Source organism: Snodgrassella alvi (genome assembly GCF_002777425.1).
Classification (GTDB): domain Bacteria; phylum Pseudomonadota; class Gammaproteobacteria; order Burkholderiales; family Neisseriaceae; genus Snodgrassella; species Snodgrassella alvi_B.
The window spans coordinates 1-18,291 of record NZ_MDVC01000010.1 but is presented as its reverse complement, the minus strand read 5'-3'; the positions used below and the strand labels follow the sequence as shown (position 1 = coordinate 18,291).

Here is an 18,291-nt window from a genome sequence, read left to right as displayed (position 1 = left end):
TTATAATAATCTTTTTTATTTTAAATACATGCTAAAATTTATAATGATAACAATTTACAGCTAAATATCAGACATATATTAGCCACACATTAAACAGCTCGATTTCAAGATGCTTTAAAGGTGTGGCTAAAGCTTACAACTACTTTTATTCAAACCAACCAGATTTTTACATCAGTTTGGCCAGATAATTGCGTGCTGATTCTTTAGCTTCGGATTCTGGCATTTTTTCAAACAATGGTAAAAAAGCCTTGTGACATTTGTTAAATATCCGATCCATCTCATATGCAAATTCATGAATCTGCGACTCATACTTACTACCCAGAATACGAAAAGCCGGAAATAAATGCTCATACATCAGACGCATTTTCTGCGAACAGGCAAATGATTCATACAGATTAACCAGCACTGTAGACGGAACATTAAGTTCATCACTGCAATCTTTATCCGATTCCAAACCACTGATACTGGCTTTCTTGACTGCAACGCGGCTTAACAGGCAGATCACATCTACAAATTTGGATGAAGGTACTTTCTCATAACTGACACCATAACGTGTTTGCACAGCCTGCCATAAAGTCATCGCCAGCTCAGCCTGTTTTTCTTTGGCAACAGCTAATACCAATTGTCTGTGTAAGGCCTTGATGATAGAAATCTGGTTAGGCAACAAACCAGTACAACCATTCTTATCAGCCACTTCCTCACAACGCGGCTTTTTCACAGTTCGGGGCTTACGCCAGTGAGCCTGAATCGCCTCAGCACACTCGCGCTGATAAAGCAAGACTAGCTCTTTCACGCTATCTTTAACTTTTTTCGGATTGATACTCTGTAGCCAATTAGTTAGCTTTTTTAGTGGCGTCACCAGAATTCTTTTGGTGCCGTTTTTAACCGGAATAGACAAAAATCCGCATCCATATTTTTGATAACATCCCTTTAGTTTACGGTGCTGGGTTGACCAGTCTAAACCGATCCCATTAATCACCGATTTCATACATACGTAAACTGTATTTTTAACTTTAACTGTAGCGAGGCTACTCCCATAAAAAGAAACAAATGTGATACTATTATTCATTCAAAACTCCTTTTTCAATCTTGGGATTTTTGTTTACTTAATACCTCAAAGGTGGCAGCCTTTGAGGTATTTCCATTTCAGATACTAATATTGTTAAATATATTTAAAAATTTTTATTTCCACCTTGTATCGATCAATCGTTAATTTAAGTTGAATTTATTTACAAATACTTTCAGTTAAAACTTAGTGACAGTTTTGACTCTATATAATTTAAGGTAATATACCCCTAACTGGTTATCAGCCATAGCCATATATGGCTATATTAAAATCTATAAAAGATAATTACAAGCATTTTATGGCCATTTATGACCAATTTTTTATCATTTATGAATTAAATTTTATTTCTTAACATCTTATTTTTTCTATCATGAAATTTGCTAATCAACTCAAAGCAGCCAGACTGGCGGCCGGCCTCTCCCAGAAAGAACTAGCCCAGAAAACCAGCATTACCCCATCCCTGATATCCAGATATGAATTGGGTAAAATCACACCCAGATTAGAAACAGTCAATAAAATCATGGAAATACTTAATTTTCAGCAAACTGTTACTACATCCCAAATTAGTAGCCATGATAGTGCTTTCATTAATATTCCTCCACTCGTTAATCAGGGTACCACTTTATGGAACACCCAATTATCCATTTTAAAAACAGAACTAAATCTACATAATTTGCAGATAGATAATCTGGTTTGTGCCACCATGAGCGGGAACTCCATGCAAAGCCTGTTGAATGATGGTGATAAATTCATTATTGATATTTCCAAGAAAAATCCGATTGATGGCAAGATGTATGCCTTTAATCAGGGAGAACTGTTCAGAATCAAAATTCTGCAAAATTTACCAAATCAGCAAATACGCATGAAAAGTTACAACAATTATGAATACCCCGATGAAATTGTGGCATTAAGTGATATTGAACTTATCGGGCAAATCGTGTACAAAGCTGGATTTTTATAAGTACATCAATGCCAATTAGTAATCTTAATTGTCATCATTTTATTGCAGATGATTAGCTGGATACCAAACAAAGTATCCAGCCCAATACTTAGAGATTCTTAACTTTAAAAATCTTAGTTAAATAACCTTTTATCATTTCATATTTAACAAATTGTTTTGAAATATTTCTATGCATTTATATCTAAATGTAGCAGGCAGTTCACCTTTAAATAACCGCCAGCTATGGCTAGCAATTGAGTTAGTTAGTGAATTTCACTATTTGGAGTATGAATAAACATTGAAGCTTTTGATTACTATTAACGTTGTGTCTTTATGTGATTAAAATGATTCTATCCGCTACACAATCACAAGCAGTAAGAATTCACCGATTTGATTATGCACTAATAACCAGACCAAAATTGAAACACATCTTGTTTAAAAGATAAATTTCTTCATTAAATATTTGTAAAATAAGTTTAAATAGTACACTTCACCTCATGGATGTAAGTTTCCATAATTTTCAAAAAAGCTCTTAATAAAAACCGGATCCATTCAAAAAGTATCCAATTTTAAGATAATAGCCATTTGCTTCAAATAATCAAAATAATAATCAGCATTCACATGCTAAATATTTTTTAGGGCGCAAAAAAGCTCCCTTTCGGGAACTTTATCTATCAGCTGTTTAAGGTGAAGCATACCTGTAATTTTTAACTTATTATAAAGTTTGTACAGAATGTGTCAAGTAGTATAACGAAAAAATTTTTCAAACTGGGGTTGCTGCTTCATTTCCTGCCAGAAAAGCCATAGGCTTTGTTCTATGGCCTTATTCCAGTCTTTACTGGAATAGCGCCGGCGCTGGTTGCGTTTAACACCATGCTGACTCTGACGCTTATATAAAGGACTTATTTTGCAATATTTGCTTGATAATGTAGCAAATGCTTCACGATTTTTGTAAAACAGGTTTCCCATTGTGATTTTTACCATATCATATACTTCTGGCTGATAGGTAGGATAAAGTGCCTGCTGATTATTTTTGACATGTGTAGTAGCCTGATATTTCCATTCAATACTGCGGCAATGCCCTTTTTTAATGGTATCTCTCATACAGTATTCATAAGCACGCAATACATTTTCTGCTAGATCAACTTCTACTTTATAGTCTGTCATAGATACACCTTAACTAAGTGATGGCTAAAACATTTAAGTTATACTTAATAATTTCATAAAGTATTTAACCAGATGTGAATTCATCTTTGGTTTGTTAATACCTTGGATATATAATAAGATTAAACATTTATTTAACAGATATTTAGCAAAATCATACTCTTCCCTTTTCTTAGATTGCTATGATGTAGTTTTAAATTAAAATTTGTAGTAGGTATTATGTTGTAGTTTAATAAATATATTTTACTACTTGCCTAACAAAAATTGGATATTGATTAATAAAAAGTATAGTCACACATTAGAATAAGCGTAATAATAAGCCAATAACTAACAAATTGCAATTCATTGCCTAATTATGCAGCCACTAAATAAGATTAGGCAAAAACTAAGGATCATTATGTATACGGGTAAAAAATTAGGTGAGGCGATTAAATCCGCAATTGAGCTTAAAGGTGTACGAAAAGCTGATGTAGCCCGCGCTTTCGCAATTAAACCACCTTCTGTAACCAGCTGGATTCAGACCGGCCGCATAGATAAGGCACATATTGACAAGCTGGTTTCTTATTTTGCTGATGTAGTAAAGCCAGAACATTTTGGTATTGGTTCATTTGAAGCAAATGAAATTTTATTCAATGGTTACAAAGTACCCTTGCTATCATGGATAGATGCAGCCAAACAACTGGACATGGATACTTTAACTGCGGCCAGCAGTGGCTGGGTACCCACATTACGCAAGCCAGGAGCACAGACATTTGCGCTGGAAATCAAAGGCGACAGTATGGAACCTGAATTTACGGCTGGCGACAGAATTATTGTTGAACCGGAACAACCTGTACACCACGGCTGTTTTGTTGTAGTGCGTGAAAATGGTAGCGAAGCCATGTTCAAGCAATATATCAATGAAGGTAGCCACCACTATCTGAAGCCACTGAATAATCGTTATCCGATTATCGAAATGTCTCAACGCTTTCATATATGCGGCGTAGTGGTAGAAAAATTTAAAATATATATTTAATCCACTATATATGGTATTGATTGAATGTCGGCCTGATATAAAGAGATTACAAAACTGCTTGGATATTATGGCCATCTGGCTAAGATTAGCATCATAGATGCAATAAGATTGGTGTAATTATGCTTTATTAAGCCGTATAAAATCAATAGTAATTGAAGCGATATTGGTTTAGGTTGCCTGATTGCTTTATGCTGATAACAAATATTTTAAAGGCAGTACTGAATACCAGTACTGCCTTTTTGATCGCTAGCAAGCTATATTAATAACGTCTGCTTCTCACTAATTGAGCCTTACGTTTCAAATACACTAAGGCGCCGAACCCACTCCAGATATGCACCAGACGGGTAAATGGAAAAATCACAAATACACTCATCCCCATAAACAGGTGTAACTTGAATATCGGGTCGACATGGGCAATGATGTTCGCTGCACCACTTCTAAAAGTCACAATGTGCTGCGCCCACTGCATCAGGCTAATCATCTCTTCCCCATCCAGATGATGAGCAGAAACATGAATTGTGCCCAACCCCAAACAAAGTGTTATCAGCAGCCAGATTAAAACCAGCTTGTCACGCCAGCTGCTATTGGCCAGCAGACGCGCACAGCTGAAACGGCGATAGATAAGCATCAGCAGGCCAATCAAAGCCAGAGTACCCATAGTACCGCCTGCAATCATGGCGGTAAGCTGTTTGGCTTCATGGCTGATTCCAAGGGTATCCCAGACGATAACCGGCGTCAGCAAACCAACCAGATGGCCGAAAAACAGCCCCAGTACACCGATGTGAAACAAAATGTTACCAACGCGCAACAGCCGCGGATACAGTAACTGGCTGGATTCGGATTTCCATGAGTATTGATTAGTATCAAAACGAATCAGGCTGCCCAGAAAAAAAATACTGACGGCAATATACGGATAAATGCCGAAAATAAATTGATTGAGATAATACATGCTGTCTCCCGGCTTAACTAAGTTTTTTATTGCGGAAAAATTGCACTTCCTGCACTGATGGCTGGTTTAATAAAGGTTCCAGTCCTTCTGCGGTGGGGCCAAATTTTTCCAATGCTTCATCCATATTACGCACCGGCGCTGCCTGTAACGGTTCTGGAGCCACAGGGGATAAAGCCACTACAGCATCCATTACCGGCGCATACACAGACTGGCTTTTATGCAGATTTTCCGCAATATAGCCAATCACATGTACGGCATCAGCAAGCAGATTCTCAGCCTCCTGCATATCGATACTGGACAAAAATTCCAGAAATAAGGGCAGATAATCCGGCAATTCATTATTTTCCGGTTCCAGTCCGCGTGCCTGATACTCAGCCAGCAGATCTACCATTGCCTGTCCGCGGGCGCGGTCTTCGCCATGCAAATGTTCAAACAGGTGCAGAGCATGGCTGCGACTGCGATCGAAGGTATCGACATATACTTCCTGCAGACTGATTTCATCGTGGGCACGCAAATGGGCAAAGAATGGCTGTAAGGCTGTTGCCTGCTCAGCCGTAGCCTGCTTGCTGACAGCATCAGACAGCTCTTCAGCATGGTTCAGCCATTCCTGCCGCGGATAGCTAAGTAAAATGGATAAAATCTTGTACATTTCTATCCTCTTAAATTGACTGGCGGTCATTTTTCTTGCGCAGACCATGAAAAACAATCGGCGCAGCTTTGCGGGTACCAAACAGACTTTCCTTGCTGTGGCCATTGTGGCAGCCATCACCAAAAGAGAAGCCGCAGCTGGCTTTTTCTTCGAAGGTGTTGCTCACCAGTTCTTTATGCGCACTCGGAATGACAAAACGGTCTTCATAATTGGCAATGGCCATAATCTGATACATTTCTTCAATCTGTGTGGCACTGAGTCGGTGGCCAGACAACTCCTGTAAAGCCTGCTCGTCTGAGTAAATAGATTTACTGCGCATGTATTTACGCATATCAATCATGGTTTGTAGCGCATTCACAATCGGTTCAGTCTTACCGGCAGTCAGCAGATTAGCCAGATATTCAAGCGGAATACGCATATCCTTGATTTCCGGAATCAAACCATTTTGTCCGATTACCCCGGATTCAACTGCTGACTGTATGGGTGATAACGGCGGTATATACCATACCATCGGCAAGGTACGGTATTCAGGATGCAGCGGAAACGCCACTTTCCACTCAACCGCCATCTTGTAAACCGGTGAATTTTGCGCAGCCTGTATCCAGTCGGCCGGAATGCCTTGTGCCAGTGCTTCCTTAGCAATTTCCGGATCGTTCGGGTCGAGGAATATATCCAGTTGCTGCTCATATAAATCCTGCGGATTTTCAACTGCTGCGCTCTCGCTGATACGATCGGCATCATAAAGCAGTACGCCAAGATAGCGAATTCGGCCAACACAGGTTTCCGAGCAGATGGTTGGCTGTCCGCCTTCAATGCGCGGATAGCAGAAAATACATTTTTCAGCTTTACCAGCTACCCAGTTGTAATAAATCTTTTTATACGGACAACCGGATACGCACATGCGCCAGCCACGGCATTTATCCTGATCAATCAGCACAATGCCATCTTCTTCACGCTTATAAATCGAACCAGACGGACAGCTAGCCACGCAGGCCGGATTCAAACAATGCTCACACAAACGTGGCAGATACATCATAAAGGTGTTTTCAAAAGCGGCATAAATGTCCTTTTGAATCCCATCGAAGAGTTTGTCTTTCGAACGTTTGGCAAACTCACCACCCAGATCATCTTCCCAGTTTGGCCCCCATTCGATTTTGTCCATTTTCTGCCCGGTCAATACCGAAACCGGCCGCGCCGTGGGCGGAGTCTGCATCAGTGGTGCTTTTTGCAGATGTTCATAATCATAGGTGAATGGTTCGTAATACTGGTCAATAGCCGGCATATTCGGATTAGCAAAGATATTAGCCAATATTTTCAGTCTATTACCCTGTTTCAGTTTCAACTTACCAGAACGTTCGCGTACCCAGCCCCCCTTATACTGTTCCTGATCTTCCCAGTTTTTCGGATAACCTATACCCGGCTTGGTTTCAACATTATTAAACCAGGCATATTCCACCCCATCACGGCTGGTCCAGACATTTTTACAGGTAACAGAACAGGTATGGCAGCCAATACACTTGTCCAGATTCAACACCATTCCAATTTGTGCACGTATTTTCATGATTGTGTTCCTTACTTATTCTGCTACCGGTGTTTTGGCCGGTTGATCGAGCCAGTCCACCTTGTTCATTTTGCGTACCACTACCAATTCGTCACGATTAGTGCCTACCGTGCCATAGTAGTTAAAGCCCCATGAAAGTTGCGCATAGCCACCAATCATATGAGTTGGCTTCATCACCACTTTAGTGACGGAATTATGAATACCACCACGCTTACCAGACAGTTCCGAACCGGGTACATTAACGATTTTTTCCTGCGCGTGATACATCAGAATCATAGTTTCCGGTACGCGCTGGCTCACTACCACACGAGCGGTTAAAGTACCGTTCACATTGAATACTTCTACCCAGTCGTTGTCCTGCAAACCTGCGCGTTTAGCATCAATTTCAGATACCCAGACATGCGGACCACCACGAGACAAAGTCAGCATACGCAGATTGTCAGAATAGGTACTGTGGATACCCCATTTCTGGTGCGGAGTGATGAAATTGAGCACAATTTCCGGATTGCCATTACTGTGATGGCCTTGCACATTCAGCGTGGTTTTCAGGTCTACCGCCGGACGATAGGAAACCAATCCTTCACCAAACAGCCGCATCCATTTATGATCCTGATAAAACTGCTGGCGGCCGGTAAGCGTACGCCACGGTATCAATTCGTGCACGTTGGTATAACCAGCGTTATAGCTGACTTTTTCGCTTTCCAGACCAGACCATGTAGGCGAAGAAATAATCTTGCGTGGCTGCGCCTGCACATCACGGAAGCGAATGGCATCATCCTCACGTGCAACTGCCAGATGAGTATGGTCAATACCGGTATTTTTGGATAAAGCCTCCCATGCTTTAACCGCTACATGGCCATTGGTTTCCGGTGCCAGCGTCAGAATCATTTCTGCTGCATCTATGGCACTGTGCAGTTTCGGCTGCCCTTTGGCTACGCCCTCATGCTGGGTGTTGTTCAGCTTGCGCAACAAATCAACTTCCGCAGCGGTCTGCCAGCTAATGCCTTTACCACCATTACCGATTTTTTCCAGTAATGGGCCAACAGAAGTAAACTTATCGTAAATCGCGCCATAATCGCGTTCCACTACCGTCATTTTCGGCATGGTTTTACCCGGCACCGGCTCACATTCACCCAGTTTCCAGTCTTTCGGGTCAAACGGCTGTGCCAGTTCTTCCGGGCTGTCGTGCATCAATGGTGTTAATACCAAGTCTTTGCGTACGCCCAGATAATCTTTGGCGGTTTCCGAAAAAGCTTTGGCCAGACCACGGTAAATATCCCAGTCAGTCTTGCTTTCCCATAATGGCTTCACCGCTTCGCTCAAAGGATGAATAAACGGATGCATATCCGAAGTATTCAAATCATCCTTTTCATACCAAGTAGCTGTTGGCAGCACAATATCGGCATACAAACAGGTAGTAGACATACGGAAATCCAGCACGGTAAGCAAATCCAGCTTGCCTTCAGCAGCCGGGCGTACCTTCACATCAATTGGCTTGATGGCAGTGCTTTCATCACTCATCAGTGCGTTTTGAGTACCAAGCAGATATTTAAGGAAATATTCATGTCCCTTACCGGATGAACCAAGAATATTCGAGCGCCATACAAACAGATTACGCGGGAAATTCTGCGGATTATCCGGATCGTTACACGCCATATCCAACGTGCCAGCTTTCATTTGCTCAACAGCAAAAGCAATCGGATCTTTACCTTGTGCTTCCGCATCACGGGTCACATCCAGCGGATTACGTGCCAACTGTGGTGCCGAGGGTAGCCAGCCCATACGTTCAGCTTTTACATTAAAGTCCAACTGGCTCATATTTGCCATCTGGCCGGCATGAGTGGGCGCAATCACTTCCGCCATACTCAGCTTTTCATGCCGCCACTGACTGGTATGCGCGTAAAAGAATGACGTGCCATTCATCTGCCGTGATGGCCTGTTCCAGTCGGCAGCAAAGGCCAGCGGCGCCCAGCCAGTTTGCGGACGCAGTTTTTCCTGTCCCACATAGTGACACCAGCCACCACCACTCTGACCAATACAGCCACACATCATCAGCATATTGATAATGCCGCGATAAGCCATATCCATGTGATACCAGTGATTCAGACCGGCACCCACAATCACCATACTGCGGCCATGCGTTTCATGCGCATTCTGTGCAAATTCACGTGCTACCTGAATCACCAGCTCAGGTTTCACGCCCGTGTGTTTCTGCTGCCACAACGGTGTATAGGGCACATCCGCCATATAATCATCAGTAACGCCATCACCACCAAAACCACGGTCGATACCATAATTGGCGCACATCAAATCAAATACTGTGGTTACCAGTATCTGTTCACCATCAGCATTAGTAATCCGTTTAACCGGAATATTTTTCACAAGCACTTCAGCCGCATCTTCACCACCAAAGTAGTCAAAAGACACGCCCATAATTTCATCATGATTCTTTTCTAGGGAAATCAGCGCTTTGATTTCTACACTATCGGATTTTTCCGCACGCAGATTCCATTTACCCTGCTCACCCCAGCGGAAACCAATCGAACCTTTCGGTGCCACGATATCGCCAGTATTTTCATCAATGACTAGCGTTTTCCATTCCGGATGATTATTCTCATCCAAGCCGCCGGCCATCTGACTGGCACGTAGGAAATAACCAGGCAACAAACGGCCCTTATCCTGATTCAATACCACCAGATTGGGCATGTCTGTCAAACGACGGCAATAATCAACAAAATAAGCCGATGGATTTTGCAGATGGAATTCTTTCAAAATCACATGTCCCATTGCCATCGCCAACGCCGCATCCGTACCCTGCTTCGGTGCCATCCAGATATCACTGAATTTCACCATTTCACCATAATCAGAAGATACCGCTACCGTTTTCGTTCCCTTGTAGCGTACTTCAGTATAGAAGTGCGCATCCGGCGTACGCGTCATTGGCACATTCGAGCCCCATACCATCAGATAATTGGCGTTATACCAATCGGCTGATTCTGCTACGTCAGTCTGCTCACCCCATGTTTGCGGGCTAGACGGCGGCAAATCACAGTACCAGTCATAAAAGGACAGCGGTACGCCACCAATCAAACTCAGATAGCGCGAACCAGCAGCATAACTCACCATCGACATTGCCGGAATTGGCGAAAAACCCATCACACGGTCAGGGCCAAATTCCTTAATCGTAAATGCATTGGCGGCAGCAATAATTTCATAAGCCTCACGCCAGTCCAAACGGACAAAACCACCCAGACCACGCTGGGATTTATATTTTTTCGCTGACTCCGGATTTTGAGTAATGCTCTGCCATGCCTCAATTGCACCCATACTCTGGCGCTTCTCGCGCCACATACGCAGCAAAGATGCACGAATCATCGGATATTTCACCCGCTGTGCTGAATACACATACCAGCTATAAGATGCCCCACGCGGACAGCCACGTGGCTCATGATTAGGCAAATCAGCACGAGTACGCGGATAATCCGTCTGCTGCATTTCCCATGTAATCAGCCCGTTTTTCACAAAAACGCGCCAGCTACATGAACCAGTACAGTTCACCCCATGAGTAGAACGTACTATCTTGTCATGCTGCCAGCGTTGGCGGTAAGCATCTTCCCATTCACGCCCTTCTGCCACCACAGCACCATGTCCGGCAGAAAAAGTCTCTCTGGTTTTACGTAAAAAATTCAGTCTGTCTAAAAAATGGCTCATGAATTTGTGCTCCATAGAGGCCGTAGCCCCAAACAGTTTCTTATTGATTTATATTTTTTTAGCGCCATCATCAGCGACAATGGCGTAACTACAGCAAACTAGCAGCGTGTCACCGATTGTTTACGTACATAAAACCAGTAATTAATCAGCAGACAGCTCACATAGAAAACGATAAAGCCCCACAACGCCATGGATACACTGCCCGTAGCCTCAATTGAAGAACCAAAACTTTTCGGAATCAGAAAACCGCCATAAGCACCGATTGCCCCCATAAAGCCCAGCACCGTGGCCGATTCCTTGGTTGCATGCATTTCAGCAGCTTTAACATCACCCTGATGCAGCTCCCGGTGAAACAGCGAGAAAATCCGTGGCGCCTGTGCATAAGTCGAACCATTACCAATACCACTGAACGCAAACAACAGCATAAAACTACAAAAGAAGCCAACAAAATTGCCTTCATTACCGCCCATTGGCTGGAATACCAGCACGCCAATCACACCAGCAATCATCATTGCATAGCTGATTTCTGTTAACTTCGCAGCCGACATACGGTCAGACAGCCAGCCACCCACCACACGTAGCACCGCGCCCACAAACGGCCCTAGAAAAGCCAGCTTGATTGCATCAATATGCGGGAAAGATCGAGTAATCAGCAAAGGAAAAGCAGCAGAAAAGCCAATAAATGAACCAAACGTACCCACGTACAGCCAGCACAGAATCCAGTTGTGCAAACGTTTAAAAATAACTGACTGCTCTTTCAGCGAAGAATGCAGGCTGCCAATATCATCCATACCAAACCACGCAGCCAGCGTGCTCAGCACAATAAACGGCACCCAGATAAAGCCAGCATTTTGCAGCCACACCTGCGTACTGCCCTGTGGCGTAGTAATTGTCTGCGCCTCACCACCCAGCGCACCAAACAAACAGGTAGTAATTGCCAGCGGTACCGCAATCTGCACCGCAGAAACACCCAGATTACCCAAACCGGCATTTACACCCATCGCCTGTCCTTTTTCTGCTTTCGGGAAAAACAGACTGATATTCGACATAGACGAACTAAAATTCGCGCCACCAAAACCGCACAACAGTGCCAGCACAAACATCGTGCTATAAGAAGTATTCGGATTCTGTACCGCAAAACCCAATCCCAGCGCCGGAATCAGCAAACTGGCCGTAGAAATTGTTGTCCACTTACGTCCGCCAAAAATTGGTATCACAAACGAATAAAAAATTCGCAAAGTTGCCCCAGATAATGCCGGTAATGCCGCCAGCCAGAACAGCTCATTACTGCTGTATTTAAAGCCCACCAGCGGCAGCTTCACCACCGTCACACTCCACACCTGCCAGATAGCAAATGCCAGCAACAGTGCAGGAACTGAAATCCACAAATTCCTGCGTGCCACCGCACGACCGCCGGCCTGCCAGAACTGCTTGTCTTCCGGCCGCCAGTCTTTCAAAACCTTACCCATACTAACCTCACATTATTGATGCTTCTGTTTTTTTAATGAAAAATGCATCCAGATTAAACTGATACATACCGTACCAAACATCAGCATAAACGAACTGGAACGTATCCCTGTCCAGTCAACCAACACCCCGAACATAATCGGCAGCAGAAAACCACCCAGACCACCGGCCAGACCCACTACACCAGATACTGTGCCCATATCCTCTGGAAACTCATCGGAAATAAACTTGAATACCGAAGCCTTACCAATCGCCAGCGCCACACCTACAACAAACAGCAGCACCGTAAATACTGTCGCACTTAAACCAATATGCATATCCAGATGACCACTTACCGTACGAATAGACATCTGTGTCTGCGGATAGGACAGCAGAAAGAATGCCACCCAACATACCCACATCACCGCCCAAGTCACCTTATAGGCACCATATTTATCCGACAGCCACCCACCAAAGGCGCGCAGCACACCACCGGGCAACGAAAAACACGCTGCCAGCAATGCCGCCTGTGTCAAAGCAAACTGATATTCATTAACGTAATAGCTCACCATCCACAGCGAAATACCCACATAGCCGCCAAACACCACCGAATACAGCTGGCTGTATTTCAATACCTGCGGATTTTTCATCAGTAGCAACTGTGCTTTCAAACTTGGCTGTTTAGCATTAACAGCTTTAGGCTCCGGATAGCTGAAAAACCAGAACAGCACCGTAATCACCAGCAGAATCACCGCATATACCCGTGGTACAGCCTGCCAGCCATAAGCTGCAATCAGCGCCGGTGCCAGAAACTTGTTCAGTGCCGCACCAGCATTACCGGCACCAAAAATCCCCATTGCCAGCCCTTGGCGCTCCTTGCGAAACCATTTGGCCACATACGGCGTACCCACTGAAAACGAACCGCCTACCAAGCCCAGCCACAATGCAATCCACAAAAACTGGCTATAAGTATGCGCATACTCCAGTAACCATACCGCCGGCACACACACCAGCATCACCAGAAAAAACACAATACGGCTACCAAAGCGGTCAGCCCAGATACCCAGCGGCACCCGAATCAGCGACCCCGACAACACCGGCATCGCCGTCAGCAAACCAAACTCCGTCTCATTAAGATGCAGTTGCTGCTTGATAGGTAAACCCAGCACCGCAAACACCATCCAGATCATGAAACAAGTCACAAACGCAATCGTGCTGGATGTAAGCACAGTTACAGACTTCCTGACTCCAGAATCCATCCCGCCACTCCCAAAAATAACTTTGCCTAGTGTACGGAATCATCCCTGCATATCCCATTAGTCATCAGATGCAGAAGCAGTAACCCAAAAGAACAAGCTCACATAAGCAAAATGGCCTATTGACAAAATCAATAGGCCATATACAAACTCAAAAATTGCACAACTATCACACAGCAACTACCCCATAACTACTTATCCATACCGTGCTCAACCGCATACACCGCAGCCTGCACCCTGCTTACCACATTCAGCTTGCGCAGAATATTCTGCACATGTACCTTCACCGTACTTTCCGTAACTTCCAGATTACGGGCAATCAGCTTATTACTGTTGCCGCGCGCCAGCCAGCGCAGAATCTCCCGCTCCCGCGGCGTTAACGGTTCTTTCACCTCATCAGCTACTTGCTCCTGCTGGCGCAACTGCGTAACCAGCTTACTGGTCATCTCCGGCGACAGCACACTGTCTCCATTAATCGCCTTCTCAATACTGTCCAGCAGAAACTCAGTATCAATATTTTTCAGCAGATAGCCCCGTGCTCCCAGTCGCATGCATTCCACCAGATCACTACCATCCTCCGACACCGTCAGCATCAGCACCACTTGCTGCGGATTGTGATTCATCATCTGCGGTAGCGCTTCCAGCCCGCGCATCACTGGCATATCCAAATCCAGCAGCACCGCGTCTGGCTGCAACTGCTGCTGCATCTTCACACCTTCCAGCCCGTCTGTGGCCTCACCCACCACCTCAAACCGCGCGCAACTATCAATCAGCGCACGCAAACCACGCCGAAACAACGTATGGTCATCCACAATCAGAATCCGGTACTTTTTCCCGTCAAGCATCAACATCCCCCAAAAAAATTACTCCTGCGTATGAATATACTGACGTGGCACCATCAGCTCCACACACGCCCCATTGCCTGCCCGTGCAAAAATCCTTAATTGCCCGTTAATCTTGCCGGCACGCTCTTTCATAATATGAATACCCACATGCCCCTGCTGCTCCTTCTGCACCAGCGTATCTTCAGCAAAACCCACACCATTATCCTCAATCCACAGATTCAAACGATCAGCCATATACGCCAGCTGCACTCGTACAGCATTGGCCTGCGCATGTTTACGCACATTCGACAAAGCCTCCTGCACAATAAACACCACCTGCAACTGCACATCCGACTCCACCTCATACACATCCCCCTCTACCGACCAATCCACCGCAATATCGGTTTGCCGCTCAAAGCGCTTCATCACCCCCTGCAATGAACTGATCAGCCCCTCAGACACCAGTCGCACCCGAAAATTCGACAGCAACTCGCGCACATCATCATAACACTGCTGAATGCCCTCATGGATAAAATCCAACGTCTGTGCCGCCTGCTGCTCCTTCTGCTCCGAAAGTGCCTTTTCCAGCACCTGCACCTGCATATTCAAAAACGACAACGACTGCGCAATACTGTCATGCAAGCCCTGCGCCATCAGATTGCGCTCCTCCAGAATCGCCATCTGCTTGTCCAGCTCATTCAGGCGCATACTCTCAATCGCAATCCCAAATTGGCTGCATACCGTTGAAATCAGACGCTGATTCTCCTCACTCAGCGTAAACGGCACCTGCGCAAACAAATGTAGCATACCGATTTCATCTTCCACCGACTTTACCGCAAACGTCAAACAAAAAGGCAAAGTCTGCCTCATCTGACAGCAACCATCATTTACAGCATGAATCCGCAGTTGCTCATTCGTAATCATCTGTCCCGATTGCAGCAACTGCGTGCAGTGCCCGCCATCACAGCGATAATCGCGAAACCTGTCCACCTGCTCTTCTGTCAGCCCGTCCGAACCGACTACCTCTAGCATCTGCGAATGACGATTTTTCAACTGCACCACACACGCATCCGCACCACTAAAGGCTTTCATCTTGTGCATAAACACCTGCACCAGCACCGCCAAATCATGCTGTTCCTGAAACAACGACGTCATCGCATACAGCACGGCCAGCTCACGATTGCGTTTCACCACTGCCTGAGTCTGCTCTGCCACCCGGTTTTCCAGCGTGTCATATACCTCATACAACTTTGCCGCCATCAGATTAAAACCATCAGCAACCTGCCCAAACTCATTAGCCGTGCCAAGCTGCAAGCGCGTATCAAAATAGCCTTTCCCAATCTGACTAATCCCCTGATTCAGACGCAGCAACGGCACAATCACCAAATGATGTAGCAGCACCAGCGACACAATCGCCGAAACCACCGCCATTACAAGCAACAGCGCCTGCAACCAGCGCAGCAACTGAATATTATGCGTATTATCCTGCTCAATCAGCAGCACCAGCTGATCAATTACCGCTGTAAACTTCTGCGCCTGCGCCAGAAATACCGCATCGTCCAACCTGCCCTGCAAATATGCCTCACGGTCGCTGAAAAAAACCTGCAACTGAGCCTCTACCTTAACCACTTGTGCCCGTAACTGCCGATGACGCCAACCATTAACAAATCCGGCCTCATGCAACTGACGCAAATGACCAAGAATCGCCTCAAACTGGCGCTGCTCATGTACAAACTGCTGTTCAGCTCCCGGCGTTTTCGTCACCAGCACCATATAAAACACCCGTTTGCGCAGACTGCCAGCTTCATTAATCGCCATCCCCAGCTCCTCCAGCCGCCACGATGTATTCAGCGACAGCCCTACCAGACTGGTAGCCAGAAACAGCCAAATTGTAATCATGACTACCAATACTTTTGAAAGCTTTTGCCCACGTAAAAATGACCGGTCAAATTTTTGCCACAAATTTTTCATAACACCTAATCTCATTTATTGACAGCAATATAACTGAAAAGTTAGAATGCAGTATTGATAATTTTTTAAATTATTTGATAAATTTTGTTGTAAATATATTAAGAAAACTGGATATATTGATAGCTTCAAAAGCTCATATGTGAAATTTCAAACTTTAGGTAAAGGAGTAATATAATGCCTTGGACATATAGTCAAAGTACCGGAGAATTAAAACATAATGGAAAATTCATAGTTAAAGGATATTCAGGTAAAGGGCTTGGTAAAGATAACCCTAAGATGGAGAGTGTAAGCAATATAGGCCCAATTCCTAAAGGAAAATATACAATGATAGACCTAATTCAACGTCATCCTCATACTGGAGCTTATTCAATAAGACTACAGCCTGCACCATATAATAAAATGCATGGTAGATCAGGTTTTTTGATTCATGGAGATAGTATTAAAAATCCAGGTACAGCTTCAAATGGATGTATTATTTTGGATCGTATATATCGAGAACAAATGTGGAATAGTAATGATAAGCAAGTAGAGGTAATAGAATGAAGAAATTTTTTTTAATAATATCATTAGGGTTATTCCCTCTTCTGTCTTATGCAAAAGCTCCTGATTGCCACTCTTGGCCTATGACTATGGCAGCGGTATGGTTGAAAAATGCTAAGATAGTTGACATGGCAGATATAGATGAAGTTAAAAGCAAAATAACATTATTAGCATCAGAGAAAAAGAAAAAGGGTTTATATACACAAATTTATCACTTTGTCTTTTATGACAAAAAAGGGAATACTTACGAGGTAATTACAAAAAATGACTCTTCATATGAAGAGTGCTCAATGAGTAGTGTAAGTAGCTATTTAATATCAAAAGCTGATATTAGCAATTAAAACAAACATGGATTCTCGTTAAAATCAGCTAATAGGTAGCTAACGGTCACTGTTGATAAACAAATTTGTGTCTTCATCTACTATGATGAATAAAGGAATACTTGTTCGCTAATCATATATTATGAAAATTTACTGAAAGAATGTTTACTAGATGATATAGACAGCTATTTAATATCTAAAAGCCATACCCATTAGTAAATTTGATATGATTTTTCAGGAAAGATGTCCACTAGACGGCAACATAAACTTGTTGCTTTCGATTTCTTTGATTAAAAAGGTGAGCATAGTGAAATGAAAAATTTCCCTTTAATAATGTTATTAGCCATATTCCCTAATCTATCTTTTGCAAAAGCACCTGATTGCCACAATTGGCCTATGAATATGACTAAAAGTTGGTTAAAAAATGCCAACATTACTGATATCTATAATTTAGATGAATCTAAAACAAAAATAACTTTATTGGCCTCAGAGAAAAAAGGAAAGGATTTATATACTCAAATTTACCACTTTATTTTTTACGATAAAAAAGGAAATACTTACGAGGTAGTTACCAAAAGTGATTCTTCATATGAGGAATGTTCAATAAGTGATGTAAATATTTATTTAATATCAAAAAATTATACAAGCTTCTAAAATAAAAATAAATATTTTAAAAAACTTTCCAAGGGGCAGATATTTGTACAGTTCCTGATCATGGTTATTTACTGCAAGTTTAGGATTTATTTTTGGTAAAAACTAAATGTGTTACTTTCAATCTTTTGGTGCAAATTCCTAATAAATATCAGGAAAAATACTCAAAAGTAAAAACAAACAAGTTGAGGCTAGACATTGAAGAAATTATCTTTACTAATATTATTA

The 18,291-nt window shown here is 43.5% G+C and carries 15 protein-coding genes; 5 read left to right on the top strand and 10 right to left on the bottom strand.

The genetic code is table 11. From position 1 onward, the window contains the following. Positions 1–166 precede the first annotated feature (166 nt). Positions 167–1,069, bottom strand: coding sequence for a phage antirepressor N-terminal domain-containing protein (locus BGI33_RS02690; protein ID WP_100089851.1), 903 nt, complete (start codon positions 1,067–1,069; stop codon positions 167–169). 367 nt (positions 1,070–1,436) lie between these two features. On the opposite strand from BGI33_RS02690, the gene BGI33_RS02685 reads away from it, so the two are divergent. Continuing rightward, a complete protein-coding gene (locus BGI33_RS02685) occupies positions 1,437–2,027 on the top strand; it encodes a helix-turn-helix domain-containing protein (RefSeq protein WP_100089850.1) in 591 nt (196 codons plus the stop codon). A 717-nt stretch (positions 2,028–2,744) separates the two neighbouring features. On the opposite strand, the gene BGI33_RS02680 is transcribed toward BGI33_RS02685, so the two are convergent. Beyond that, entirely contained in the window at positions 2,745–3,173 is a 429-nt protein-coding gene (locus BGI33_RS02680; RefSeq protein WP_100089849.1) for a hypothetical protein, read from the bottom strand. Between the two features lie 394 nt (positions 3,174–3,567). On the opposite strand from BGI33_RS02680, the gene BGI33_RS02675 reads away from it, so the two are divergent. Continuing rightward, positions 3,568–4,185 carry a LexA family protein gene (locus BGI33_RS02675; RefSeq protein ID WP_180297043.1) on the top strand — a complete coding sequence of 206 codons (618 nt, stop codon included), beginning with the start codon at positions 3,568–3,570 and terminating at the stop codon, positions 4,183–4,185. Between the two features lie 259 nt (positions 4,186–4,444). Here the strand turns inward: BGI33_RS02675 and narI are convergent, their stop codons facing one another. From narI to BGI33_RS02635, 8 genes are all read right to left on the bottom strand, one after another. After that, complete coding sequence (gene narI, locus BGI33_RS02670) at positions 4,445–5,134, bottom strand: respiratory nitrate reductase subunit gamma (protein ID WP_100089847.1); 690 nt, start codon at positions 5,132–5,134, stop codon at positions 4,445–4,447. 13 nt (positions 5,135–5,147) lie between these two features. Beyond that, the gene (gene narJ / locus BGI33_RS02665; RefSeq protein ID WP_306807378.1) at positions 5,148–5,783 is read right to left on the bottom strand and encodes a nitrate reductase molybdenum cofactor assembly chaperone; all 636 of its coding nucleotides are present in this window, start codon (positions 5,781–5,783) and stop codon (positions 5,148–5,150) included. 10 nt (positions 5,784–5,793) lie between these two features. Continuing rightward, the gene (gene narH / locus BGI33_RS02660; protein ID WP_100089846.1) at positions 5,794–7,344 is read right to left on the bottom strand and encodes a nitrate reductase subunit beta; all 1,551 of its coding nucleotides are present in this window, start codon (positions 7,342–7,344) and stop codon (positions 5,794–5,796) included. Positions 7,345–7,359: 15 nt separating this feature from the next. Next, entirely contained in the window at positions 7,360–11,055 is a 3,696-nt protein-coding gene (locus BGI33_RS02655) for a nitrate reductase subunit alpha (RefSeq protein WP_100089845.1), read from the bottom strand. Between the two features lie 98 nt (positions 11,056–11,153). Next, positions 11,154–12,524: a NarK family nitrate/nitrite MFS transporter gene (locus BGI33_RS02650; protein ID WP_100089844.1), complete on the bottom strand. Its 1,371-nt coding sequence runs from the start codon at positions 12,522–12,524 to the stop codon at positions 11,154–11,156. Positions 12,525–12,536: 12 nt separating this feature from the next. Further along, positions 12,537–13,760, bottom strand: coding sequence for an MFS transporter (locus BGI33_RS02645; RefSeq protein WP_100089843.1), 1,224 nt, complete (start codon positions 13,758–13,760; stop codon positions 12,537–12,539). A gap of 188 nt (positions 13,761–13,948) precedes the next feature. Beyond that, a complete protein-coding gene (locus BGI33_RS02640; protein WP_100089852.1) occupies positions 13,949–14,602 on the bottom strand; it encodes a response regulator in 654 nt (217 codons plus the stop codon). Between the two features lie 18 nt (positions 14,603–14,620). Then, positions 14,621–16,480 carry a histidine kinase gene (locus tag BGI33_RS02635; RefSeq protein ID WP_180298955.1) on the bottom strand — a complete coding sequence of 620 codons (1,860 nt, stop codon included), beginning with the start codon at positions 16,478–16,480 and terminating at the stop codon, positions 14,621–14,623. 246 nt (positions 16,481–16,726) lie between these two features. Here BGI33_RS02635 and BGI33_RS02630 point away from each other — a divergent pair, with 246 nt between their 5' ends. From BGI33_RS02630 to BGI33_RS02620, 3 genes are all read left to right on the top strand, one after another. Next, on the top strand, positions 16,727–17,095 hold the full coding sequence (locus tag BGI33_RS02630) for a tlde1 domain-containing protein (protein WP_100089841.1): 369 nt from the start codon (positions 16,727–16,729) through the stop codon (positions 17,093–17,095). Further along, complete coding sequence (locus BGI33_RS02625) at positions 17,092–17,433, top strand: hypothetical protein (RefSeq protein ID WP_100089840.1); 342 nt, start codon at positions 17,092–17,094, stop codon at positions 17,431–17,433. The genes BGI33_RS02630 and BGI33_RS02625 overlap by 4 nt, the downstream gene beginning before the upstream one ends. A 291-nt stretch (positions 17,434–17,724) precedes the next feature. Continuing rightward, positions 17,725–18,066 (top strand): hypothetical protein, encoded by a 342-nt coding sequence (locus BGI33_RS02620; protein ID WP_100089839.1) that lies wholly within the window; start codon positions 17,725–17,727, stop codon positions 18,064–18,066. Positions 18,067–18,291 lie beyond the last annotated feature (225 nt).